The sequence below is a fragment of the Candidatus Stoquefichus sp. SB1 genome (genome assembly GCF_001244545.1).
Classification (GTDB): domain Bacteria; phylum Bacillota_I; class Bacilli_A; order Erysipelotrichales; family Coprobacillaceae; genus Stoquefichus.
Genome location: NZ_LN852696.1, coordinates 683125 through 708454 on the forward strand (window position 1 = coordinate 683125; position 25330 = coordinate 708454).

General features: G+C 30.8%; 26 protein-coding genes and 1 tRNA gene. 20 read left to right on the plus strand and 7 right to left on the minus strand.

Going from position 1 to position 25330, the window contains the following annotated elements; all coding sequences use genetic code 11:
* Nucleotides 1–11 precede the first annotated feature (11 nt).
* From BN1865_RS15810 to BN1865_RS15885, 16 genes are all read left to right on the plus strand, one after another.
* Complete coding sequence (locus BN1865_RS15810; RefSeq protein ID WP_050638217.1) at nucleotides 12–311, plus strand: PTS sugar transporter subunit IIB; 300 nt, start codon at nucleotides 12–14, stop codon at nucleotides 309–311.
* Between the two features lie 9 nt (nucleotides 312–320).
* Nucleotides 321–1295: a DUF7916 family protein gene (locus tag BN1865_RS15815; protein ID WP_050638218.1), complete on the plus strand. Its 975-nt coding sequence runs from the start codon at nucleotides 321–323 to the stop codon at nucleotides 1293–1295.
* A gap of 23 nt (nucleotides 1296–1318) precedes the next feature.
* Nucleotides 1319–2263, plus strand: coding sequence for a DUF7916 family protein (locus tag BN1865_RS15820; protein WP_050638219.1), 945 nt, complete (start codon nucleotides 1319–1321; stop codon nucleotides 2261–2263).
* A gap of 20 nt (nucleotides 2264–2283) precedes the next feature.
* On the plus strand, nucleotides 2284–2733 hold the full coding sequence (gene rpiB / locus BN1865_RS15825) for a ribose 5-phosphate isomerase B (RefSeq protein ID WP_050638220.1): 450 nt from the start codon (nucleotides 2284–2286) through the stop codon (nucleotides 2731–2733).
* 4 nt (nucleotides 2734–2737) lie between these two features.
* Nucleotides 2738–3388, plus strand: a complete 651-nt coding sequence (locus BN1865_RS15830) for a DUF4867 family protein (RefSeq protein ID WP_050638613.1) — start codon at nucleotides 2738–2740, stop codon at nucleotides 3386–3388.
* Nucleotides 3389–3401: 13 nt separating this feature from the next.
* Nucleotides 3402–4106, plus strand: a complete 705-nt coding sequence (deoC, locus tag BN1865_RS15835; RefSeq protein ID WP_050638221.1) for a deoxyribose-phosphate aldolase — start codon at nucleotides 3402–3404, stop codon at nucleotides 4104–4106.
* Complete coding sequence (locus BN1865_RS15840) at nucleotides 4099–5070, plus strand: Gfo/Idh/MocA family protein (RefSeq protein ID WP_050638222.1); 972 nt, start codon at nucleotides 4099–4101, stop codon at nucleotides 5068–5070. Before deoC ends, BN1865_RS15840 begins: the two co-directional genes overlap by 8 nt.
* Entirely contained in the window at nucleotides 5060–6427 is a 1368-nt protein-coding gene (locus BN1865_RS15845) for a glycoside hydrolase family 1 protein (protein WP_050638223.1), read from the plus strand. Before BN1865_RS15840 ends, BN1865_RS15845 begins: the two co-directional genes overlap by 11 nt.
* A gap of 85 nt (nucleotides 6428–6512) precedes the next feature.
* Nucleotides 6513–7019 carry a VOC family protein gene (locus BN1865_RS15850; RefSeq protein WP_050638224.1) on the plus strand — a complete coding sequence of 169 codons (507 nt, stop codon included), beginning with the start codon at nucleotides 6513–6515 and terminating at the stop codon, nucleotides 7017–7019.
* 430 nt (nucleotides 7020–7449) lie between these two features.
* Entirely contained in the window at nucleotides 7450–7941 is a 492-nt protein-coding gene (locus BN1865_RS15855) for a PTS sugar transporter subunit IIA (RefSeq protein ID WP_050638225.1), read from the plus strand.
* Entirely contained in the window at nucleotides 7938–8765 is an 828-nt protein-coding gene (locus BN1865_RS15860; RefSeq protein WP_050638226.1) for a PRD domain-containing protein, read from the plus strand. The genes BN1865_RS15855 and BN1865_RS15860 overlap by 4 nt, the downstream gene beginning before the upstream one ends.
* Before the next feature lie 83 nt (nucleotides 8766–8848).
* The gene (locus BN1865_RS15865; RefSeq protein WP_232780420.1) at nucleotides 8849–10231 is read left to right on the plus strand and encodes a PTS transporter subunit EIIC; all 1383 of its coding nucleotides are present in this window, start codon (nucleotides 8849–8851) and stop codon (nucleotides 10229–10231) included.
* 15 nt (nucleotides 10232–10246) lie between these two features.
* Nucleotides 10247–12169: an oxidoreductase gene (locus tag BN1865_RS15870; protein ID WP_050638615.1), complete on the plus strand. Its 1923-nt coding sequence runs from the start codon at nucleotides 10247–10249 to the stop codon at nucleotides 12167–12169.
* Nucleotides 12170–12356: 187 nt separating this feature from the next.
* Nucleotides 12357–13382 (plus strand): Gfo/Idh/MocA family oxidoreductase, encoded by a 1026-nt coding sequence (locus BN1865_RS15875; protein WP_050638227.1) that lies wholly within the window; start codon nucleotides 12357–12359, stop codon nucleotides 13380–13382.
* A gap of 1 nt (nucleotide 13383) precedes the next feature.
* The gene (locus tag BN1865_RS15880) at nucleotides 13384–14385 is read left to right on the plus strand and encodes a Gfo/Idh/MocA family protein (RefSeq protein WP_050638228.1); all 1002 of its coding nucleotides are present in this window, start codon (nucleotides 13384–13386) and stop codon (nucleotides 14383–14385) included.
* A gap of 118 nt (nucleotides 14386–14503) precedes the next feature.
* Nucleotides 14504–15976, plus strand: coding sequence for a glycoside hydrolase family 1 protein (locus tag BN1865_RS15885; protein ID WP_050638229.1), 1473 nt, complete (start codon nucleotides 14504–14506; stop codon nucleotides 15974–15976).
* A gap of 160 nt (nucleotides 15977–16136) precedes the next feature.
* Here the strand turns inward: BN1865_RS15885 and BN1865_RS15890 are convergent, their stop codons facing one another.
* The 5 genes from BN1865_RS15890 to BN1865_RS15910 form a co-directional block, all read right to left on the minus strand.
* Nucleotides 16137–17243 (minus strand): BclA C-terminal domain-containing protein, encoded by a 1107-nt coding sequence (locus BN1865_RS15890; protein WP_050638230.1) that lies wholly within the window; start codon nucleotides 17241–17243, stop codon nucleotides 16137–16139.
* Nucleotides 17244–17403: 160 nt separating this feature from the next.
* Nucleotides 17404–18471, minus strand: a complete 1068-nt coding sequence (locus BN1865_RS15895) for a tetratricopeptide repeat-containing glycosyltransferase family 2 protein (RefSeq protein WP_050638231.1) — start codon at nucleotides 18469–18471, stop codon at nucleotides 17404–17406.
* A 46-nt stretch (nucleotides 18472–18517) separates the two neighbouring features.
* Nucleotides 18518–19297: a MurR/RpiR family transcriptional regulator gene (locus BN1865_RS15900; protein ID WP_050638232.1), complete on the minus strand. Its 780-nt coding sequence runs from the start codon at nucleotides 19295–19297 to the stop codon at nucleotides 18518–18520.
* A gap of 139 nt (nucleotides 19298–19436) precedes the next feature.
* On the minus strand, nucleotides 19437–20090 hold the full coding sequence (locus BN1865_RS19020; RefSeq protein WP_050638233.1) for a hypothetical protein: 654 nt from the start codon (nucleotides 20088–20090) through the stop codon (nucleotides 19437–19439).
* A gap of 465 nt (nucleotides 20091–20555) precedes the next feature.
* Nucleotides 20556–20795 (minus strand): hypothetical protein, encoded by a 240-nt coding sequence (locus BN1865_RS15910; protein WP_050638234.1) that lies wholly within the window; start codon nucleotides 20793–20795, stop codon nucleotides 20556–20558.
* A 318-nt stretch (nucleotides 20796–21113) separates the two neighbouring features.
* On the opposite strand from BN1865_RS15910, the gene BN1865_RS15915 reads away from it, so the two are divergent.
* Nucleotides 21114–21455, plus strand: a complete 342-nt coding sequence (locus tag BN1865_RS15915) for a PadR family transcriptional regulator (protein WP_050638235.1) — start codon at nucleotides 21114–21116, stop codon at nucleotides 21453–21455.
* Nucleotides 21445–21828, plus strand: coding sequence for a DUF6120 family protein (locus BN1865_RS15920; protein WP_050638236.1), 384 nt, complete (start codon nucleotides 21445–21447; stop codon nucleotides 21826–21828). The genes BN1865_RS15915 and BN1865_RS15920 overlap by 11 nt, the downstream gene beginning before the upstream one ends.
* A 717-nt stretch (nucleotides 21829–22545) precedes the next feature.
* Here BN1865_RS15920 and BN1865_RS15925 read toward each other — a convergent pair.
* Nucleotides 22546–22621 (minus strand) — tRNA-His (locus BN1865_RS15925).
* A gap of 230 nt (nucleotides 22622–22851) precedes the next feature.
* Here BN1865_RS15925 and BN1865_RS15930 point away from each other — a divergent pair.
* Nucleotides 22852–23664 (plus strand): hypothetical protein, encoded by an 813-nt coding sequence (locus tag BN1865_RS15930; RefSeq protein WP_050638237.1) that lies wholly within the window; start codon nucleotides 22852–22854, stop codon nucleotides 23662–23664.
* A 459-nt stretch (nucleotides 23665–24123) separates the two neighbouring features.
* Nucleotides 24124–24423, plus strand: coding sequence for a DUF2089 family protein (locus BN1865_RS15935; RefSeq protein ID WP_050638238.1), 300 nt, complete (start codon nucleotides 24124–24126; stop codon nucleotides 24421–24423).
* Nucleotides 24424–24846: 423 nt separating this feature from the next.
* On the opposite strand, the gene nrdD is transcribed toward BN1865_RS15935, so the two are convergent.
* Complete coding sequence (gene nrdD, locus BN1865_RS15945; protein WP_050638240.1) at nucleotides 24847–25125, minus strand: anaerobic ribonucleoside-triphosphate reductase; 279 nt, start codon at nucleotides 25123–25125, stop codon at nucleotides 24847–24849.
* Between the last annotated feature and the right edge of the window lie 205 nt (nucleotides 25126–25330).

A 25330-nucleotide genomic window follows, 5' to 3' on the forward strand; every position in this document is an offset into this window, starting at 1 on the left:
AGGAAAAAAGTATGAATATTTTATTAGTATGTGCCGCTGGTATGTCAACAAGTCTGTTAGTCAATCGTATGAATGAAGCAGCTACGAAAAAAGGGATAACAGTTCATATTGAAGCTCATCCAGTTGGTTCAGTTGCATCATATGGTGACAAAGCAGAAGTTATTTTATTAGGACCACAAGTTCGTTATGAATTGAATAAAATCAAAGGAATGTACCCTGATAAACCTGTTGAAGTTATTAATATGCAAGATTATGGAATGATGAATGGTCAAAAAGTTTTAGACCATGCGATTGCATTATTAGGAAAGTAGGAGAGAATTATGCCAAGAAGATTAATAAGTTCAACGCGTAGTGAAATACGCACAATGACTGCTAAACAACTGAAAGATTCTATTCGTGCATGTGAAGGACGTGTCATTTTATCACAGAATTATGTTGGACATTCACCTTTGCTAGAAGGCACAACAAATGCTGAATTAGCTGAATCTATGGGTGCTGATATGGTTTTCTTTAATGGGTATCCAATGGATGAAACAATTGAAATCCCAGCTTTTCAAGTCGATGTTTATAAAGATGGACAATATGTTCATGAATCTTATCGTTTAAAAGAGATGAAAACATTAACCAAAGGACCTTTAGGTGTTTATTTAGAATGTGGTGTGGGTGATGATCCTTCTGCTTCAACGTCAACCCAGGCAGGAACTTCATTAATTAGAAGAGAAAGAGTTGCAAGTGATGAAAATCTTAAGAAACTCATTGATGAAGATGTAGATTTTGTTGTTTTAGCTGGCAATCCAGGAACAGGAACATCAATGGAAACAATTATTGATGCAACGAAACGTGCAAAGGCCATTTTAGGTGATCAAGTGATGATTTGGGCTGGAAAATGGGAAGATGGTGTTAAAGAAAAGGTATTAGGTGATCCCCTTCGTAAGGATAGCAAGGAAGTGATTGCTAAGTTAATTGATGCTGGAGCTGATGTTATCTGTTTACCGATGCCAGGTTCAAGAACTGGAGTGACTGTTGAAAGCATGAGAGAACTTGTGACATTTGTTCATGAATATGGTGATAAGTCTACTTTAGCTATGTCATTTTTAGATGGTTCTGTAGAAGGTTCTGATGAAGGAACCGTGAGATTATGCGGCTTAATGTCTAAACAAACAGGAGCAGATATTCATGCGATTGGTGATGCCGGTTGTAGTGGCATGTCAACACCAGAAGATATTTATCAACTGGCGATGACTATTAAGGGGCGTCGTTTAACTTGGTTAAAAACAGCAGCAGGATTTAGATAAATAAGAAGGAATAAGGAGAAATTATGAAATTAGATTATCGTATTACAAGATTAATTACTGCTAAAGCAAGTGAAGTTGCTCAATACACACCAATGCAATTAAAAGAAGCAATTTTAAAATCAGAAGGTCGTGTCATTATGGGACAAACATATTTAAATAATCCAATATTAATTCCTGATTGTACAAGTACAGAACTGATGTTTGCATTTGGTGGTGATATGGTGATGCTTAATGGTTTTCATTTTGAAAATCCTCAAGAAGCAGCTGGGATGCAAGGTTTAACTTTAAAAGAGTTAAGAGCGAAAGTCGCTCAAAAACCAGTAGGAATTTATATGGGATGTCCAAAAGCCAATGATGATTTGGATTTAGATCCTAAAAAAGCTGAAATGAAAAGTATGCTTTATTCAAAAGAAAATGCTTTAAAAGCTAAAGAACTTGGGGCATCCTTCATAGTTTTAGGTGGTAATCCAGGAAGTGGAACATCTATATATGATGTTATTCGTGCAACCAAAGAAGCGAGAGAAACATTGGGTGAAGATATGTTAATTTTTGCTGGAAAATGGGAAGATGGTATTGTTGAAAAAGTTTTAGGTGATCCACTTGCTGATTATGATGCCAAAGCAGTGATTAAAGAATTAATTGATGCTGGAGCTGATGTGATTGATTTACCAGCACCAGGTTCAAGACATGGTATTACAGTTGAAATGATTAGAGAATTAACAGAATATACACATCGATATAAACCTGGAACTTTAGTTATGTGCTTCTTAGATAGTAATGTTGAAATTGCTGATCAAGATACAATTAGACAAATTGCTATTTTAATGAAACAAACAGGGGCAGATATACATGCGATTGGTGATGGTGGTTTTGGTGGTGGAACATGGCCAGAAAACATTTATCAGCTTGCTATTACAATGAAGGGAAAAGCTTATACTTGGGCGAAGATGGCAACTCCACTAAGATAAAAAAGATGAGGAGAGAGGTTATGAAAATAGGAATAGGAAATGATCATGTGGCTGTTGAATATAAAAAAGAAATAACAAAATATATTCAAGAAAAATATGGCTATGAAGTGATCAATTATGGAACAGATAGTACAGATAGATTTAATTATCCGGTAGCTGGTGAGGCAGTTGCCAATGCTGTTATTGCAGGTGTTGTAGATAAAGGAATTGTGATTTGTGGAACAGGTGTTGGTATTTCATTAGCAGCCAATAAGGTCAATGGTATTCGTTGTGTGACGTGTAGTGAACCTTATTCAGCTAAACTTTCAAGAGAACATAATAATACCAATATGTTGGCTTTTGGAGCCAGAGTTGTGGGGATAGAACTTGCAAAAATGATAGTTGATGCATGGCTAACTGGTGAATATGAAGGTGGTCGACATCAAGTCAGAATTGATATGTTGAAAGATATTGAAGAAAGACAAAAATAGTAATATGGATTTAAAGACTTTACAGGGGCTCAATCCCCATTACTCTATAAAAAGTATTGATGATGAAAGTTTCCAGACTTTTGGAAAACGAATTGATGAAGATGTCAATGATGTGATTGCTTATGTATCAACAAACGTCCATCCTCCCAAACTTGGAACTTGTTACCAACCAAGCGTCTTAGCAATTGAGCAATTTTCATCAATCCAAAAAATTTCACAAAAGGTTTATGGATATATGGATGTTATGGCTGGTGTCGTTTCTGGTCATAATGATGTATTAAACGGCGTTGAATATCATCAGGGCAGCGAGACGATTATCGCTGCCACTGATTATATTCTGGTAGTAGGTCATATTTGGGATATGAAAGGAAATACATATGATTCTCAAATGTGTGAAATCTTTTATGTACCTAAAGGAACAATTGTAGAATGTTATAGTACAACGCTTCATTACACACCCATCTGTGTAAGTGATGAAGGATTTTTAACAATCTGCCTGTTATTAAAAGGAACAGGCGATGTTTTAAAGCAAAGAGAGGGTATTTTAAAAAAGAAAAATAAATGGTTTATCGCTCATTTAGAAAATCAGGAAAAAATTAAATCGGGTGATTTCCCAGGACTTATGGGAAATCTGATAAGAATAAAATATAAATAATGAGGTTAAGAAAATGGAAAAAACAAAGTGTTTTTCTCAAAGTGATTTAGCAAGTTATATTGATCATGCTGTTTTAGATCCTCAACTTACAATTGAACAGCTCAAAGAGAAAATGATGATAGGTGTTCATTATGGTTGTCAAAGTATATGTGTTAATCCAGGAGCAATTGATATTGCAAAAGAATGTATTCAAAATTCAAAGACAAAACTTTGTGTTGTTTGTGATTTTCCTTTTGGAGCAAGTCATACACAATCTAAATTAATGCAGGCTCAGATGATTATTGAAAAAGGGGATATCTTTGAAATTGATATGGTTATGAATTATGGATTATTAAAGAGCCAAAAATATGATCAGGTCATTGATGAAATTTCACTGATAAGTGAAATGTGTCATCAACATCATGTCGGCTTAAAAGTGATTATAGAAACTGATGCTTTAACAGATGAAGAAATAAAAATAGCTGTTGATTGTTGTGTGAAAGGACAAGCAGATTTTGTCAAAACATCAACAGGTTATTTGAAAAGTGATCATTTACAGGGTGCCTCACCTGAAGTTATTGCTTTAATAATCAAAGCAGCTCAAGGAAAAATAAAAGTAAAAGGGTCTGGGTGTGTGCGTACACGTGAAAGATTAATCGAACTGATTCAATTAGGAGTTGATCGTGTAGGTGTAGGATGTTCATCGATTGCTCAGATACTAGGAGAAGATTATGATTAGATGGGGCATTATTGGACTAGGTAGAATTACTCATCGTTTTATAGAGGGACTTAGTTATTGTGATGATGGAATGCTTTATGCTGGGGCTTCAAGAACTTTTGAAACGAGAAAACAATTTCAAAAAGAACATCCTAATGTGAGAGTTTATGATAATTATGATGAACTTTTAGATGATCCCATGATTGATGTTGTTTATATCGCATTAAGACATAAAGATCATTATGAGTGGTCAAAGAAAGCATTATTAAAAAATAAAGCTGTTTTATGTGAAAAACCAGCGACTTTGTATTATCATCAAATTTTAGATCTGGTACGTATTTCACAACAAAACCATATCTTTTTTATGGAAGCTATGAAGAGTCGTTTTATTCCTTTAAGAGATCGATTAAAGACATTGATTCAAAAAGATGTGATTGGAGATATTATAAGAATTGAAACATCATTTTGTAATCAAGTTCCCTATGATGAAAAAAGCTATTTTTTTGAAAAAGATCAGGGTGGTGCTTTATATGATGTCGCTATTTATAACATTGCATCAATTCTTGATTTTATTTCATCACAATTTGAGGATATTCATATTCAACAGATTTGTCAATATGGTGTTGATGTTTATGATGATATTGAAATTCAGTTTCATTCACATCAAACAGCGCGTATTGAATGTGCATTAGATCGTCAAAAAGAAAAGAAAATGGTGATTATTGGAACAAAGGGGAGAATAGAATGTGTTCCTTTTTATCGCCCAACTCAGGCGACAGTGATTATAAATGATGAATCTTATATAATTGAACAGCCTTATATCAATGATGATTTTTATACAGAGATTAAAGCAGTTCATGATGCTTTCAATCATCATTGGAATGAACATCCTCAAATGACACATGATGATTCTTTAAGATGTATTCAATTATTAGAAAATATTGTTTATTTAAGTCAAAAGGATGGACCCAATCATGAATCATAATTTTTTATGGGGAAGTTCTTTAAGTGGTGGTCAATGTGAAGGTGGTTTTCATAGCCGAAGTGAGACAGTTGTTGATATTATTCCTCAAGGAAAAGATACACGATTTCAATATTTAGATAATCCTGGATGTTATTTACAAAGACCAGAAGGTTTTTATCCATCACAAGATGGTGTTGAATTCTATGAACATTATCAAGAAGATATTGCTATGTTTGCGAAAATGGGTTTAAAGGCCTTAAGGTTTTCTATTCTTTGGTCACGTATCTATCTAGATGATAGTGACCAGCCAAATGAAGAGGGACTACAGTTCTATGATAATGTCATTAATGAATTATTGAAATATCATATTGAACCAATTATCACAACAATTCATTTTGATATGCCATTATGGATTGTCCAAAAATACAATGGTTTTACGAATCGAAAAACAGTTGAACTTTACCAAAAATATGTTCATACAATTGTTAATAGATATCACGATAGAGTGAAATATTGGATATCATTTTGTGAAATCAACGTGATGAATAGTGCTTTATATATGGTTGGCGGAGCAGTTCTTCAACCAGATGAAGATAGAGAAACGATCTTACATCTTTGTGCTTACAATCAGTTATTAGCAAATGCTCTATTGGTCAAAGCTTGTCATGACATTGATGATTCTTTAAAAGTAGGCTGTGAAGTGGCAGGTACGCCCTGTTACCCACTCACATCTTCACCGGTTGATTATCAAATAATGGTGGAAAATGAAAGAAAGAATAATCGGTATACAGATGTCATGGTAAAAGGTATTTATCCATATTATTTTCAAAAGGAAATGTTAGATTATGGGATTGAAATGCGTAATGAAGATTTAAAGATTCTCAAAGATTATTCTTTAGATTTCATTGCTGTATCATATTATAAAAGTTCACTTGCTTCTCATACACATGTCTTAGATAATCCTTATTTAGAAAAGACTGCTTTTCATTGGACAATAGATCCTTTGGGATTTCGGATTATGTTAAACAATATGTATGAGCGTTATGAGATTCCTATTATGGTTGTAGAAAATGGTTTAGGAACATATGATCAAGTTGAAAATAATCAGATTCATGATGATTATCGTATTGATTATTTACAAAAGCATATCGAACAAATGAAGTTAGCGATTGAAGATGGTGTTGATATTATTGGTTATTTGACATGGGCTGCGATGGATGTTGTTTCAACAAGTGAAGGCATGATGTCAAAACGTTATGGATTTATTTATGTAGATAGAAATGATGATGGAACGGGATCATTCAAAAGGATTCCTAAAGATTCTTTTTACTGGTATCAAAATTATATCAAAGAGGAAACTTTAAAGAGAAAGAAATAATGAATCAATTGAATATTTAAGGAGAGGGGTCTGAGTTTTATCAGAACGATAAAATATATCAGTTGAAAAATGGAGGATAATGATAATGAAATTTAATGAAGTTATGCATCTTTCGTTTTATACAGATCAAATAGATGAAATGAGAGATTTCTATGAAAATAAGTTAGGATTAAAAGCAAAAATTATTATGCGTTATGAAGCATATAAAGGAAAAAAAGAAAGAGGAGCATGGGCAGCAAGAGCTGAGACACGCCCACATGATATTGCTTATATATTTATCGAATTAGCACCTGGACAGTATTTAGAACTTTTTCCAAAAGGTGATGGACAATTAGAACATGAATCTCCAGATACAAGATTAGGTTATTCACATTTTGCATTAATGGTTGATGATATTCATGAAGCAAGAGAAGAATTAGTCAAAGCTGGTGTAGAGATTGATATCGAACCAAATAAAGGTCAATCAGAAACATGGCAAATGTGGGTTCATGATCCTGATGGCAATAAATTTGAAATTATGCAGTATACTGAAAAGTCTTTACAGCATAAAGGAAATATTGAAGACGATAGAAAAAAATATGGTCATGAATAAATGATTCAAAATAAGATAGCATTGAATAGCGTGTTAAGAAGCATTCAATACTATCTTTTATTGGACTGGTCATTTTCTAGGATGTCATGAGACAAATGAATAAACTGTCTTTTAGAATAACTGGTAAGAATAGATAAATGATCATAGTAAAGATTTAAATCATCATTTATTTTTTGGGATAACAGATCAAAAACCTCTTCTTTTTCAATAAGAAAAATCTCCTTCATAATCCTTATAAAGGAGTATTAAAAACATGATAACATTATCGCTGAATTTTAACAATTTTTTGATTTATAGTTGACATCTTAAAAAAGGAATGATAAGATTTATCTAGAAAAAGAAATTAAATAGGAAATGTCACTGGTAATGCAGGCTAAACCAAAATTAACATTGTTAGTTTTGGTTTTTATATTTATAGGAGGATATTGGAATGTTTTTTAAAAAGAGTATAAATATACATGATGATGGTCAAACAATTTATGCACCAATTAATGGTCAGATCATACCTTTAGAGGAAGTAAATGATGAAGTCTTTCGTCAAAAGATGATGGGGGATGGAGTGGCTATAGAACCTCATGATGGAAAGATTTATGCACCTGCTACTGGAGTTATTACTGTTGTTTTTCCGACACGACATGTTATTGCAATGACTTCTGTAGACGGAATGAATATCATTGTTCATGTAGGTATTGATACTGTTGAATTAAATGGAAATGGATTCCATCCTCTTGTAAAAGTTGGAGATTATGTTAAAGCAGGAGAGCAAATAATGACATTCCAACTTCATAAAATAAAACAGAATTACCAAGCAACAACGATGATTGTTATTGAAAATTCCGCAGAATATCAACTATTAAAAAGTTCTGCAGATTATGTACAGGTTGGAGAAGAATTAATGAAAGTGAAGAAGGTGAAAATATGATTATAACAAAACCACTTAATAATAATGTTGTTATGGCTAAAGATCAACAACAAGAAGAGGTTATTGTTGTGGGAACAGGTATTGGATTTCATAAAAAGGCTGGAGATATTATTGATGAACAAAAAATACAAAAAGTTTTTTCAGTTGCTGATAATAATAAATTAGCAGAGTTAATATCACAAATTCCAGGACAATATATTGAATTAACTGAAAAAATAGTTCAATATGCGAAAAGAAAATATAATTTGATATTAAATGAAAACATATATTTAGGACTTACTGATCATATATATTTTGCTTTACAAAGAATTCAAGAGGGTATTGATTTAGAAAATCCCTTTCTTATAGATATTCAGCAATTCTATCAACAAGAATATAAAATTGGTCTGTATGCTAAAGAAATGATTAATCGTATGTTTCACATTCAAATTCCTAATGATGAGGTAGGATATATAGCCATGCATATTATTGAGAATAGTTTTCAACAGAAGCGAGAAGATTTTGATGCAATTTTCAAAGTTGTCAATGAAAGTGTTTCTTTTATAAGGAAATATTATCTCAAAGATGTAAAAGAAAATTCATTGGCATATACAAGATTGGTTAATCATGTTAAATATTTTGCTAAACGATTTATAGAAGGAAAAGAGAATCAATCACAGAATCGTTTGTTAAAAGAAACAATACAAGGAGTTTTTAAAGAAGAACAAGAATGTATTGACCAATTATCAAAATATTTAGAAGATAAGTTTGATAAAGAAATGAGTGATTCTGAAAAGAATTATTTGGTTTTACATTTACGAAATTGTCAGGAGTTAAATGAATAGAGGTAGTCACTATTAAATTAGGCTAAACTCAGGAGGATCAGTGCACGGATTTTCTTGAGTTTTTTATTTACAAGGAGGGATGCTTGAATAAAAAAATTTGTTTTGAAAATAAGGAGGAAAGAAAGATGAATTATGATGAAATTGCAAGAAGTATTTTAGAAAATGTAGGTGGAAATGAGAATATTATAAGTATTATGAGTTGTTTTACACGTGTTCGTATAGAAGTAAAAGAAAAAGATAAAGTGAATGAGGATATGATTAAGAAGCTAGATGGTGTTAAAGGGGCAACCTTCTTTAACAATACTTATCAAATTATTTTTGGTGGAAAATGTAATGATGTTTATGATGCTTTGGCAAAGATTGTTACAATTAAGGAAGAACAAATTCCAGTAAAACAAAATGAAAAATTTGGTTGGAGAACAGTATTTGATTATATTACTGGTTCAATTCAGCCTATTATTCCTGTGTTAATTGGATGTGGACTCATCCAAGGAATCCTTGCATTGATGTCGTATATTGAAATAGATGCAACAACATATGGATATCAACTTATTAATGCGGCTGGAACTGCGGGATATTACTTTTTACCTATATTGTTAGGATTTAGTGCTGCTAAGAAATTGGGAGTAAATCCATATATTGGAGCAACTTTGGGAGGAATATTAGTTTATCCTACTGTTATTGAATTAGCAGGACAAGGAGCAACTGCATCCTTTTATGGATTACCAGTAAAACTTGTGACTTATTCTTCTACAATGACACCAATCCTTTTAACGATGCCAATCGTTTATTGGGTAGAAAAATTTGCTAAAAAGATTTCTCCAACACTGTTAAAGTCTGTATTGATTCCAGCAATTACAATTATTGTGAGTTTACCAATAATGGTTGTTGTAACGGCTCCAATTGCTCAAGTGATTTCAGAAGTTTTAGGTCAAGGGATTCAATATATCTATAGTCATTTTGCGATTCTAGGAGGTCTTATTATTGGTGCAACATGTCCATATTTTGTTTTAACAGGAATTCATCAAGCAACAGCTATTCCAATTGTTTTAAATGAATTAGCAACTGTTGGATATTCAGTTGTCTTCCCAATCTTAGGTTTTGGAAATGCTGCAGTTGCTGGTTCCGCCTTGGGGGTTGCTTTAAAAACAAAGAATAAAAGTTTAAGAAGTGAGGCATTCAGTTCTACAATTATTGGTGCGATTGGAATTACAGAGCCAGCTTTATATGGTGTATTATTACCAACAAAAAAATCTTTAATTGCTCCTGGAATTATGTCAGGTATTTGTGGTGCCCTTTCTTTAACATTTGTTGTTAAAGCAATGGGACTGGGATTATGTGGTTTAGGTGGTATTCCATTATTTTTAGGTGAGACATTCTTTATTTGGTGTATCTTAATGGTTGTTGCTTATTTAGGTGCAGCTGCTATCACTTATTTTATTGGTTTTGATGATATCCCAGAATAAAAGGGGGAATACATGATGAGTTTTTCTAAACAATATCCACATCTTTTTGAACCATTGCAAGTCAATCAGATGATGATACCAAATCGTATTATATCAGCTCCATTAGGGAGTTTAACAGATAAATCATTAAGTGGAATTGGGATGATTATTCGTGGAACGAGTGGTTCAGTACCTGGACCACGAACACGAATGGCACCAGGACCATATTGTTTTGCCAATATGAATGAGAGTCAGAAAGTTCGTGAACAAGTTGTGACAATTCAACAAAGAGGAGCAAAGGCTGAATTTGAACTTTGTCATGTTGGACAATATGCTTATGTTGAGTCAGGTGATTATGCTATTGGACCAGTTGGATTTATTCGTGAAGATGGGGTTGAAGTCAAAGCGATGGATGAAGAAATGATGAATGAAGTTGCTGATGCTTTTGCAAAAGGTGCAGTAGATGCCAAAGAGTATGGATTTGATATGGTCATGTTACATTTTGGACATGGTTGGTTGCCCACACAATTTCTTTCACCGCATTTTAATAAACGTACTGATGAATATGGTGGGTGTTTTGAAAATCGAGTGAAATTCCCAATACAAATTATTGAAAGAGTAAGGCAGGCAGTTGGAGAAAATTATCCATTAGATATGCGTATTAGTGCTTTTGAATATATTGAAGATGGGACACCTCCAGAGGAAATCATTCGTTTTATTCAACTTGTAGAAGATAAAATTGATATGGTTCATATATCATGTGGATTAGAAAGAGAACTGAAAGCCATGACCAAAATGTCTTCAACACCATATTTTGATCATAAAATAAATGTCAAATGGTCACAAAAGATTAAAGAAAAGGTTCATATTCCAGTAGCTGTTGTAGGAGCTATTATGACACCTGAGGAAGCAGAAGGTATTCTAGCAAGTCAACAGGCAGATGCAGTCGTGATTGGACGACAAATTATTGCTGATCCATTTTGGACAACAAAAGCAAAACAGGAAAAGAGTGAAGATATTGTTCCCTGCTTGCGATGTATGAATTGCTATAATCAATACGCTAGAAATAAGGATATGCATTATGGTATGAAAAGTATTACCTGTTGTGCTGTGAATCCTAGATATTTACATGAAGATTATGTTCCTGTCCACTTGGATAAAAGTGAAACTGTAAAGAAAGTCTATATTATAGGAGGAGGACCAGCGGGTTGTAAAGCTGCTTTGACCGCTTATGAACGAGGACACAAGGTTATTTTGATGGAAAAAAACAATTATTTAGGGGGGCAATTGTATTGTTCTGAGTTTGATGAAAGTAAACAGGATTTAAAAAGATATAAAGATTATTTGATAACGCAAATCCAAAAGTCAGATATTGAAGTGAGATTACAATGTGATGCACTTGAGTGTAAAGAAGAAATAAAAACTGGTGATAGTTTAATAATTGCAGTTGGAGCGAAACCAGTACCATTAAATATTGAAGGTATTCAGCAAGAACATGTTATGGATGCATTGTATGCATATGAACATCAAGATGAAATTGCTCATCATGTTTTAATTGTAGGTGGTGGTTCTATTGGTGCTGAATTAGCAAAATTATTATGTCATTTAGATAAGCAAGTGGCTATTGTGGAAAAGAGTAATCAATTATGTTCCAATGTTAATGAACATATTCAAACAGGGTTACTTGAAAAATTATCTGAATGTGAAAATTTAAAAGTTCTTATAAATTCTGAATGCCTTTCTATTCAAAATGAGACAGTTACTGTTAAAAATGGTAAAGTACAGCAGGAAATAAAAGCACAAAGTGTGATTATTGCAGTTGGTATGCAATCAAGGCTAGATATTGTTAATCAGTTTTATGGTCTTGTTTCAGATATTAATGTTATTGGTGATGCAAAACGTCCTGGAACAGTTGCACAAGCAACACATGATGGTTATTATGCGAGTGCATCTTTATAAACCTTTTACCAAATAAATATGATTTATTTTGATTTGTAATTATATATTTTATTATTATAATCAAGTTAATGAAATCGAATTTCATTAACTTTTTGTTTTAATGAAATCGAATTTCAAAACGCAATAATCATGTGTAATCGTTTTCTCAAATCGTATAAAATGAGAGTATCAAAAGGAGGAAATGAATATGTTAGTTGTTGCGTATATTGGATTTGGGAATAGTGTGTGTCGTTACCATTTGCCATATGTTGAAAGAAGAAAAGACACAATCAAGGTCAAATATATTTATCGAAGAAAGGAGGATAGAGTAGGGGATGAAGAAAGAGAAACATGGTATCCAAATATAACATTTACATCAGATATTGATAAAGTAATGAATGATTCAGAAGTGAATTTAATTGTTGTGAATACACCTGATGCTTTCCATGTAAGTTATACAATGCAGGCATTAGAACATGGCAAAAATGTTTTATGTGAGAAACCATTTGCGATGACAGCCAAAGAAGCAAAAGAAGTCTTTGCATATGCAAAATCAAAAGGCTTGGTTGCCATGTCTAATCAAAATAGACGTTATGATGCAGATATGAGAACGGTCAGAAAAGTGATTGAATCTGGTGTGTTAGGAGATATTGTGGAAGTAGAATCACATTATGATTATTATCGCCCTAGCATTGTGGAACATCAAGGATTTGGAATTCTATATGGTTTAGCAGTTCATCCAATTGATCAGATCATCGGACAATTTGGTCAACCTAAAAAAGTTGTTTATGATTGTCGTAGTATTGATAATCCTGGTCTTTCTGATGATTACTATGATATTGATTTCTTTTATGAAAATGGCATGAAAGCAATTGTCAAAACAAGTTATTATGTGAAATTAGATTATCCTAGATTTATTGTTCATGGTAAAAAAGGAAGTTTCTTAATGCCTGCTTTAGGACATCAAAGTGCATTGAAACCAAAACCTGGACCAATTGAAATTAGTTTTGATCCATTACCAGAAGAAAAATGGGGAACATTATCTTATATTGATGATGAAGGAAATGATGTAACTAAAAAAGTGCCTACTGAAATTGGAGATTATGGCATTATTTATGATAATTTATATGATGTTATTTTTAATAATGGAGAAAAGATTGTTAAAGATGAAGAAGTGGTAGAAGTCTTAAAAATTATTGAAGAAGCAACCAAGATAGCAAAGGAGGCTAAATAATATGAAATTAGGAATTACAGGATGTGGGATGATTGTTCATGATTTGTTTCGTTTTATACATGATGTCGAAGGTGTTGAATTAACAGCGATGGCTTCTATTCCTGCTGAATATGAAAAAGTACAAGCATTAGCAAAAGAAAATCATGTTCAAAAAACTTATGAATGTTATGAAGATATGTTAAAAGATGATGAAATAGAAGTGATTTATTTAGGTGTTCCTAATCATTTACATTATGTAATGTGTAAACAGGCATTAGAAGCACATAAACATGTGATTTGTGAAAAACCATTCACATCACATATTCAAGAATTAGAAGAATTAAATCAATTAGCTAAAGACAATCACTTACTTTTATTAGAAGCCATTTCAACACAATATTTACCTAATGTTTTAAAGATGAAAGAACTTTTAAATGAAGTCGGTAATGTTAAAATTGTAAGTGCTAATTATTCTCAATATTCATCACGTTATAATGCATTTAAAGAAGGAAATATTTTACCAGCTTTTGATTATACAAAATCTGGTGGTGCTTTAATGGATTTAAATATCTATAATATTCATTTATTAGTTGCTTTATTTGGAGAACCACAAAATGTTCAATATCAAGCTAATATTGAAAAAGGTATTGATACTTCTGGAATCATCACCTTAGATTATGGTCACTTTAAAGCAGTCTTAATTGGTGCAAAAGATTGTAAAGCACCTATTATGACAAGTATTCAAGGTGATCAAGGATGTATACTTGTGACGACACCGGCTAATGGTATTACTGATTTTAAAGTGATTAAAAATGATAATACTGAGACCCTTTATAATGAACAAAATGGGCAACATCGTATGTATTTTGAATTTGTTGAATTTGTTAAGATTATTGAAAATAAAGATTATCAAAAAGCTGATGAAATGATGAAGAAGAGTTTAGCAGCTATGAAAATTGCGACTAATGCAAGAAAGTCAGCAGGAGTTGTCTTTTTAGCAGATCAAAATATAAATAATGATTAAAAGTATGTTTTAAAATACGATTAAGGAAATAAATGGAGTTACATGAAGACATTCATGACAAGGAATAGATTTAAAAAGAAAACAATATTAACAAATATGTAAAAAGGGAGTGGATGAAATGAGTTTTCCTAATAATTTTTTATGGGGTGGAGATATAAGTGCTACACAGATTGAAGGAGGCTGGAATGAAGGTGGAAAATCACCAGTTGAACCGGATTATTATTTAGGTGGAAATAAGAATAAGTTAAGATATGCTTATTATCAAACAGAAGATGGTCAAATTGGTCAAGTGATGCAGTATAGTGGACAATTGCCTAAAGGTGCTAAGTATATATTAAAAGAGGGTGAAAATTATCCTAATCATTATGCATCAGATTTTTATCATCATTATAAAGAAGATATTGCAATGCTTGCTGAAATGGGATTTAAAGCACTCAATTTAACGATTTCATGGGCAAGAATCTTGCCTCATGGTATAGATGGTGGTGTCAATCAAGAAGGCATTGAATATTATCGAGATGTATTTAAAGAGTTAAAAAAATATCAAATTGAACCTATTGTCACAATGTATAAATATGATATGCCAGCATTTTATGTTACTGATTTAGGCGGTTGGTCAAATCGTTTATTAATTGATGAATTTGTTGAATTTAATCGTATTTGTCTTCAAGAATATCAGGGATTGGTTAAATATTGGATTACATTTAATGAATTAAATGTCTTAAAGATGTTTATGGATGGGAATCCTAAAATGACTCAAGATGATAAACAACGTATTTTTGAAGAATCACACAATCAAATGGTTGCTGCTGCAAAGGTTGTGAAAATGGCTCATGAAATTAATCAAACTTATAAAGTTGGTTGTATGATTGCTGGTCAATGTGTTTATCCTTTTACATGTGATCCTCAAGATGTCCATCTAGCACAAAAGAAAATGCAAGATAATTTTTATTTCTTTGGAGATACTATGGCAAGAGGAAAGTATCCATCATTTAGTCAAAGAGTTTTTGATGAATATGGTGTTCAACTTCATGTATCTCAAGAAGATAAAAAGATATTAAATGAAGGAAAAGCAGATTTCTTTGCTTTCTCGTATTATATGTCAAGTTGTGCAACAACACATCAGGATAAAACAGAACTAACTAATGGAAATTTATCATTAGGAGCAAAAAATCCATATTTAGATGCTACAGAATGGGGATGGCAAATTGATCCAACTGGATTAAAGTTCTATTTGCATGAATTGTATGATCGTTATCAGATCCCATTATTGATTGTTGAAAACGGTATGGGAGCGATTGATCAATTAGAAGAAGATGGAACAATTCATGATCCATATAGAATAGAATATCATCAAAAACATATACAAAAGATGAAAGAAGCAATTGAAGAAGGTGTTGATTTAATAGGATATACAATGTGGAGTTGTATTGATTTGGTTTCTTTTTCAACAGGTGAACTGCGTAAACGATATGGATTTATTTATGTAGATGTTAATGATGAAGGACAAGGAAGTATGAAGAGATATCGTAAAGATTCTTTCTATTGGTATCAAAAAGTTATTGCTTCTAATGGTGAGAATTTGGATTAAGATAAATAATTATAGAGAATATATTGTTATGTATATAAAAGATAAAAATAAACAAAGAAGCTGTACACTTGCAAAGTGACAGTTTCTTTGTTTTATAATTAATATTGATAATTTGACATTGGTATAATCATAAGAGAGAAAATATTTTGTTAAGCATTTTTTAATCACTTAGTTTTTTTAAAGTTAAAGTTGTTGTTACTCCCACTCCTAATGTGAGTGTTAAATCAACAGCTGATGAGACAACTAAATCTATCATATCCCCAGCATCTAAAAATTCAATAACACTACCAGAAAAAATGGATTGTGTAGCAACAGCTAATAAATGATTTTCTTCTGTACTAGGAATAAGCATTCCATTACGTCGAACAGCTAAATTTAATGAAGCACCAATAGATGCTGATGCATTGAACATATAATTAATTTCATAGACACCTGATTCAAATACTCTTAATGCATCAGTAGGAGTTAAATCCACATTCAACGAAGGCATATCTACTGTTAAAGGAAGAATTTCTTGTGAACCAAGAACAAGTGAGAGTGTCATAGGAATATCACTATATTTACCACCATATGTGGTAATATTGCCACCGCCACCTGGACCAGTATCACCACGTGGTATAACAAATTGTAGTTCGATTCCATCCGTCGTTTCATGATAAAAAACATCAGCTTCACTACCTGGCTCCGAAGTAATTGTCGGTCCAATTGTGACAGTTGGAGTTGCTCCTGTTGGACCAGTTTCGCCTGTTTCGCCAGTTGGCCCAGTCGGTCCAGTATCTCCAGTTTTGCCAGTTGGTCCGATTGCACCTGTTGGTCCAGTGATTCCAATGCCTGTTGGCCCAATAGGACCTGTGTCTCCTGTTTTGCCAGTTGGTCCAGTTGGTCCGATTGCACCATTAGCTCCAGTTGGACCTATTTGTCCAGTTGCACCTCTAGCCCCTGTTTCTCCTCTAGGTCCAGTAGGACCAGTTGCACCTGTTACGCCTATGGGGCCGGTTGGTCCAATATCTCCAGGAATACCTTGAGGACCGATAGGCCCTATCTCTCCAGTAGGACCAGGATATCCTTGTGGGCCCATTGGACCTCTGGGTCCTGTTGGCCCAGTTGCTCCAGTTGCGCAATTAATAATGATAGGAGGGCAGCATCGGCTACCAGGATACCACATACAACCGTGACAGTTACATTCATTTTGACAGTTATTTTGACAATTGTTTTGATGACTCATTGTATTCATATTGTTACACATATTTTCAAAAAAATTATTCATTGTTTTCACCTCCTTTCATTGTTCTAAAATAATATATGCACAAATAAAAAGGTGCTCTATGGATTTATCACTCCTCATGTGCATCATTTTTAATAAAAGAAATGATATATAAAAAAACCTATATTTTGATAATGAGTATCAAAAATAGGTTTAAAATATCCTAAAGGATTTTATTGAAATATTGCTTGTTATAGAGGTAAGCTTTATCATTAGGTTTACATTGACCAGCCATTTCATTATAAAAACGGGCTGTTTCATGATCGCCAATTGCATCATAGCATAAGCATAACTGTATATAAGGAATATAATCATAACATTCAGGCAATATAAATGCTCCAGATTGATCATTTCTTTGGCATGATAGAGCAGTTATATACCAAAATATAGCTTGTTCATAACATTTGAGTTCGAAAAAATATTTGCCAAGGTCACAACATATTTCAGCACGGGGAAGATCGTAGCATAGACTCGTTAATAGCCAACGAATGGCTTCCTGCATTTCTCTTTTATGATAATAACAGTATCCTAAAAACTGACAGGCAGAAATAGCATTTTCTTTCCAGCCTTTTTGTGAATTTAAAAATCTTTTGAATTCAGCAATAGCCTCATCAAAGTATTCATGGTTATACAATTCTCTTGCATAATAGAACATTTCACGGGGAGAAAATAAAACACCTTCAGCTTGCTTCTTTTGGAATATTTTTAAGTTACGATGAGGATTAGATTTCATTTTAAGATGTGTAATAGCAATTTCGCTATATACAATTTTTCCGCTGGGACTGATAACCTCATGAACAAATCCAACCCATTGAAAACAATCTATTCTTCTTAACAGTCTTTCACGATAATAAGTAAAAGTAGGTTGACCATTTTCATTAAAATTTGTATTATATCTCATCATAACAACAGACGTATCAGGAGACAATGTTGCTTTCAATTTTCTCAATTCATTTTGATCATCCTCTAATAGGACATCATCAGCATCTAACCACATACAGTAATCTTGAGTTGCTTTAGAAAAAGAATAATTTCTTGCTTTAGAAAAATCATCACACCATTCAAAATCATAAATCTTTTGTGTATACTTTTTAGCAATTGATTTCGTATTATCAGTTGAACCTGTATCAACAATAATGATTTCATCAGCAATATCTTGAATAGAAGAAAGTGCTCTTTCTAATACATCTTCTTCATTTTTGACAATCATACAAACACTTATTGTTATCATATATTTCACCAATATAATATATGATAACAATTCATTTGTGTTCTTATTAATATGGGAGTTTTATCTTTTTTTGCATGAGTGTAATAATTAATATATCTAGTATGTAATGAATAGATAACCCATATAACATGATACTACTAGGCAAATGATGCAAAGAAGCATCAATATATAAACTTTCATTACAGATCAATGATAATGTTGGATCAAGAATTCCAGTAATCGCAATGACTCTTGATCTCTTTTTTCGTAAATAATAAGCAGCATCAACCATTGTCTGGTTTTTACCTGAATGACTCACAACAAATGATAAAACATCTTGAGCTTTAAATGTTTCAACATAATGTTGACTAAGAGTATTAAAAGCTTGAGCATGTATCCCAATCGTATTTAATTTTAAACAGGCAGATTGAACTTCAGAATAATTATTATCATTAGCATAAAAATCAATCTGTTTTGCCTGTAACATATAATTAATTGTTCTTATAAATGTTTCTTTTTTCATTAATTGTTGTGTTTCTATAAATACATGATTATATATTTGTGGTAGAGCCTGAATAATATCATCAATGGAGCTATCTTGTGATAATTGAATATTACTTTGATGATGTAAATTATATTCTTTAACATAAGTTAATTGAAAATCTAGATATCCATCAAAACCAAGTTTTTTCGTTAATCTGATAATTGTTGGTGAACTCACAGAAGTAAGTTCTGCTAATTCTTTAGCATTATGATTAATAATACATTCAGGAAATTGTTGAATATATTCAACAATACGTTTTTCTTGATTTGTTAATGGGGTTGTTTCAAATAATTCTTTAATCATCCATCATCACTCCTTTTGTTTTATTTTATCATGTATTTCATATGAATGAAATTAGATTTCATATATTGTTTTGGGGAATGTAATGATTCATCACTCATTTTAAAAATGAGATGATATCATGCAATATCATCTCTGTTGTTTAAGTGTTTTCGAGTTTGAGAATTGTGAGAGTGACTTGTCCTTCAGTATGAGAAGTATTTGAACTAAAAGTGAGACTAAAAACTGTTGGTGTCTCTACTTGAATCATGAAAGTACAACTTCCCTCAGCTGTTTCTTTAGCTAATCCTGTACGTGAATATATCCCAAATTCAATATGAGCTGCTGAAAGGTAATAAGGGGTTATTTGCATATAACCATCAGTAGCTAAAAGTGCACTTGCTTCATAATTAATGAGATAATATCCAGGTTGTAATTGGATTCTTTTGATATCAAGTGGAGAAATATTTTGGGTTGGATCTACAATTGAAGGATATAAGGGGATTGTCTCATTGTTTGCAAATTGCATTGCATAATTGGCAAACGATGCAAATGACTGATTCGTTATTCCAGAGGAACCAGTTGGACCTGTGGCACCAGGAATTCCTTGAGGACCAGTAGGCCCAGTTGGACCTGTTGCTCCCGTTGCTCCCGTTGCTCCTGTAACGCCAGGAATTCCCTGAGGTCCTGTAGGACCGACTGGTCCTGTTGCACAGTTAACAATAATAGGAGGACAACAATTGTTTTTTGGATACCAACAATGACAAGCATCACAATTTCTATTTTGTTGTGAATTATTTTCAAAGAAACTATTCATATTATCACTTCCTTTACATAGTTTCTATTTAGTATATGATATATTGTCTTAAACGAATAGATAAAAAGCCTCTTATCCCTTATGATTTGAGGTTTCTCATGAACCCATGCAATTATAGATGTATTTTAGATAGTTGATTATATATAATAGAAAATAATGTATTTAAAAAGCATTTCAAAATCATACAAATGTATATATGAAATGCTTTTCTTTAAATTTTGGTGCAAACTTATAGATATTGATTAATTTAAGTTTTTTTTAATAATTTTTTTGTTTCTTGGAAAATAATTATGCATAAAAAGATTATTGTGAAAAATAGTAGTAATGCAGATAATTGTATTAATAGATTAGATTCATTTTCTAAAAAATAGAAATATCCAGAAATTGTCGTTATTTCTTTATTTGAAAATCCTAGACAAAGAATAAATGAAATGAGTGAAACAGAAAAATAAAAATCTGATCTTTTCATATGAAATTCAATATATCCAGTTGATAATGTTGAATTAATTTTATTTTTAAAATTTGTTTCACTAGAAAAATTCTTTGTTTTATTGCTTTATTATATCTGATTATTAAATTACTATGACTTTGTACTAATTGACTAGTAATATAATATTTTAAATTATCTGTTGTTGTTGGATACAAACCAAAACTCGATATAAATAACCTTGGTAAAATAGTTACAGAAATTTTTTTGTTTTTCATAAATAAAACTCCTCCCTTATTTTTTCTTTTTAATTAATATACCTATAAGCAATAGAAAAACAACAACTAAAATAATCACACCTATCCAAATATAAATAAAATTAGGCATAAATGAGCTCTCCTTTCAAACGATTTTCTAAAAGTCTATTTCACCTGGTTAAAAAGACTTATTAATAACACATCAAGCAATCTATTGTAAACGCTTTCTTATCTATTTTTAGTATATATGATTTTCGTACGTTTGTAAATAATTACATTTTAATTCTATGTATTGAAATTAAAATTATATATATTTATAATAAGAAATAGGAGGTGCATATGTCTAGACCAGCAAATAATTTCTTTAAATTAGAAATGTTGTTATTAAAAATTATAGATCAACAAGATTGCTATGGTTATCAAATTACACAATTAATCAGTCAATTATCCAATAAAAAAATAGAGATTAAAGAAGGAACTATGTATCCTGTTTTATATAGATTAATGGATAATGGATATATCAGTGATAAAAAGGTATTAGTTGGGAAGAGATTAACACGTGTATATTATCATATTGAACCTGAAGGTAAAAAATATCTTCAAGACTTATATGAAGAATATCTTCAAACAATTGATAATATTAATAGCATTATGCTGTGGGAGGGGAAATATGATGAATAATGATGTTACAAAATATTTAAAGGATTGTAAGAAAGTATTTCCATTTATTGGAGATAAAGAAAAAGAGTTTTTGAAAAGATTTCAGAATAGTGTTGAAAGTCATTTGGTTGAAAATGAAAATTTAACTTATGAAGATTTAGTGAAACAAATGGGATTACCAAAAGATGTCATGATTTCATATATTCAAGATTGTGATAATGAATACATTATTAATAAGATGAATACTAAAAAAGTCCTAAAAAGAGTATCTATTATTGTTTGTACTCTATTAATTATTGGTTTATCTATTATATCTGTTTTAGAATTAATCACTATTCAAAAGGTTCAAGAACAAAAAATCATTACTGAAGAAGTTATCATAGAACAAGATTAGGAGTAGAATATGAAGAAATAATAATAAGTATAGTTGTAGTGTAGTATGTCTTATCAAATATAAATACTTTATTTGCATATGAAACAACAGTAATAAATGATGGTTATATTGACACTATTTATGATGATGGATCATATATCGAGATAAGTTTAGAACAAGATAGTCATTTTACAAGAGCATCATCAACAAGTGGTAAAAAAACAAGTACTTATAAAGATTCAAATGGTAAGATTTTACGGAGTGTTCAAGTTGAGGGGAGTTTTACATACACAGGAAGTAGTGCTACTTGTACAAGTTCATCTATTACAACAACTTGTCCAGCAAGTAATTGGAAATTAAGTAATAAAACAAGTTCTAGCTCTGGTGCTACAGCTATTGCGTCAACTACAGCTAAAGAGTATACTTTTTTAGGAATATGTACGAAGACTATTAACGAAACTGTCAGATTAACATGTAGTTCTAATGGTAGATTGTCATAATAAAAATATATAAGTTGATTTCTTTAATGGTTTCTTATTTTTGTATAATAATGAAAAAGGAAGAATTAATGTTATTGATAAACTCAATACTTTTAAATCTTCCTTGTTTTTATTATATATATTAATGAATTGTATGAAAATTTAGTAATCATTAACTATTATGATATATCATTTTATTGTACTATAGATATGAAAATATAAAAAAACCCATGCTGTTACAAGGGTTTGATTAACTATATGGGGCGGTCGATGGGAATCGAACCCACGAATGCCAGAGCCACAATCTGGTGTGTTAACCACTTCACCACGACCGCCATATCTACCTTAATTAGGCAAGTAAGATTATATAAGATTTGCATGTTTTTGTAAAGATATTTTTTCAAAAATTTATAAATTTGTTAAAGAATGTTTTTACATAAAGTATTTATTTACAAACATACCTACCAATATTATACTATAAATGAATAAAGATGCTTATAATGATATGATTTCTAATACTGTCTTAAATTAACTTATCAGGTGTAAAAAATTATAGGAGGAGAGCATGAAAAAATATTTAAAAATTTTAATATGTTTTATAGTTTTTATCTTTATTGGTTCAATGATACTACATTCATTCAATCAAAAATCTTTTCCAGACAAATATGAAAGCATATGTAATTCTTTCTTTGAAGATTGGAAAATAGAAGAAATTGTACATGATGATATTGCCTTTCCTAAGAAATATCTTTCAAAGGTATGGAAAATAAATTTTGATGCTCAATTGAGTAAAGAGACTTTTATAGAAGATGAAATGGGGTTCTTCTTAGCATTACAAAAGACATATGTTCAACAAAATATGAAATATATTCAAGAAGAACTTGGCGATAAAAATATAAGAATAGATTTAAGAAATGCCTATGATCGTTTGCTTGATAAAACGTATGACAATGAGTATATTGCTGAAAATGATAATCAAATAATGAATAAGTATACACAATATTATCCAAAGAAATTTAATGTATATGAAGAAAATACAATTTTAAACTTATTTGAACAAGGGAATACTCCTCTCTATTATGTATTTATATGTAACAACCAGGAAACTGCGAATAAATTCATGAGTCAATGTAAAAATTTAAATGCGATTATTAGGATTATAGGAGAAAATGAAGATATTGATAGTATACAGATAGAAGATGCATATTTGGCAGATAATCCCAATGATTATATCTTTATATACAATGGGCAAATAATTAACAATGCAAGTACAATTATGTCTGTAAATTATGATGAAAAAGATGATAATGATAGTTACCAACATGGAACGATTATGTATAATTTTAATAAATTTATACAAGATCAATTAGAAAAATAATCATTGCTGTTAAAAATGATTGACGAGATTCCCACCTAAGTCTAAACAAAAGCATATCATTATATATATTTGTATATCGTGATATGCTTTTTAAATAACTTAAATATGTTATATTATATATAATTGACTATTTCAAATAATCAATCATGCTTTTACAATTCATTAGTAATAAGAGACTGATTTTATGTGTTTGATAGTGTTTTAATATTTTTAAATATATTATTTAATATTTTTTTAATATTGTTAAAGTTATATTGAATAATATTAAATACGATGATATAATAAAAATAGAAAAAGGTTAGCACGATAAGGTAATTATATGAACTTCATATAAGAATAAATTGGTAGTACCAATCAAGGGGGTATAACTTTTTTACATAAGTATTGTTATTTTGCTTTCTTACAATTTGAGATAAAACATTGGCATTAATAAGGCAAAGAGATTGGAGGTTTTAATAATTGAAAACTGAATATAATAGTGAATTACCTCAATGGGTGTTAAATATTGAAAAAGAAGATTTAGAATTTATTAAAGAATTTGTACTTGCATCTGGTTCACTTAAAGATATTGCAAAGTTTTATGATGTTTCTTATCCAACGGTTCGTTTAAGGTTAGATAGACTAATTGAAAAGATTAAATTAGTTGATCAAGAAAAAGATGATTCGCTGATTTCTTTAATTAAATATTTAGCTATAGAAGAAAAAATAGATATCACTGTAGCAAAATTATTGATAGATACATACAGAAAGGAGAAATAGAAAATTATGTTTTATACATTTGAAAATTTAATGATGATACTTATTATTTCATTGATTATTATAATATTGATGTCTCTTTTAAGACGGTCTTTTCAGAAATATTTAAGGTTTATTGTTATAGCGAGTATTCTTATCTCAATAGTTTTTCTGCTTAAAAATTTAAATGTTATGAATATATTATTTGATTCGAAGATGACTATTGAATTTATTGCAATATTTATGATTAATATATTCATTTCTTTGATTCCCATTGTTGTTTCTTTATTATTTTATTATCAGTATAAAAAGGACAATCAATATAAAAATGAATATAGTAAAATGAAAATTAAAGATTTATAAATCACATTTATTTCTTCTTTTTTATAAAAAAATGAAACAAAAGCATATCATGGTATACAAATCTGTATAATGATATGCTTTTTATTATATATGATGTTTGACACGATCATGTTCTTCAGCTTTTTTAGCGTCATTGAAACGATCAAGTGTTCCTACTAAATAACCAGTAATACGACGTATTCTTTCAATTGGTTGAGGTTTAAGATGATAATGCATATCTACATAATCTCCATCAATTGTTAATGTTAAAGAGAGGAGGGTTTCATCTGGATATTGTTCCTTGACATGGGAAATATAAGCTTTGATTTCTTCTTCATCCATCTCTCCATTTAAAACGTCTACATCTACATTGTCTATTCTCATAATTTGTTCACCTCTATTTCATTATAAAGAAAAGTAGGAATTAAGCAAATGATATGTATGATTCATGGTGATGAATGTATATCAAAAAATAATGGTTGATTTTATTGCTGGAGTGATTGGTAAAAAAGTTAGATTCTTTTATAATATATGAAAAATAACAGTCATAATGACCGTTATTTTTAGTAAAGATGATAATGTAAAATCA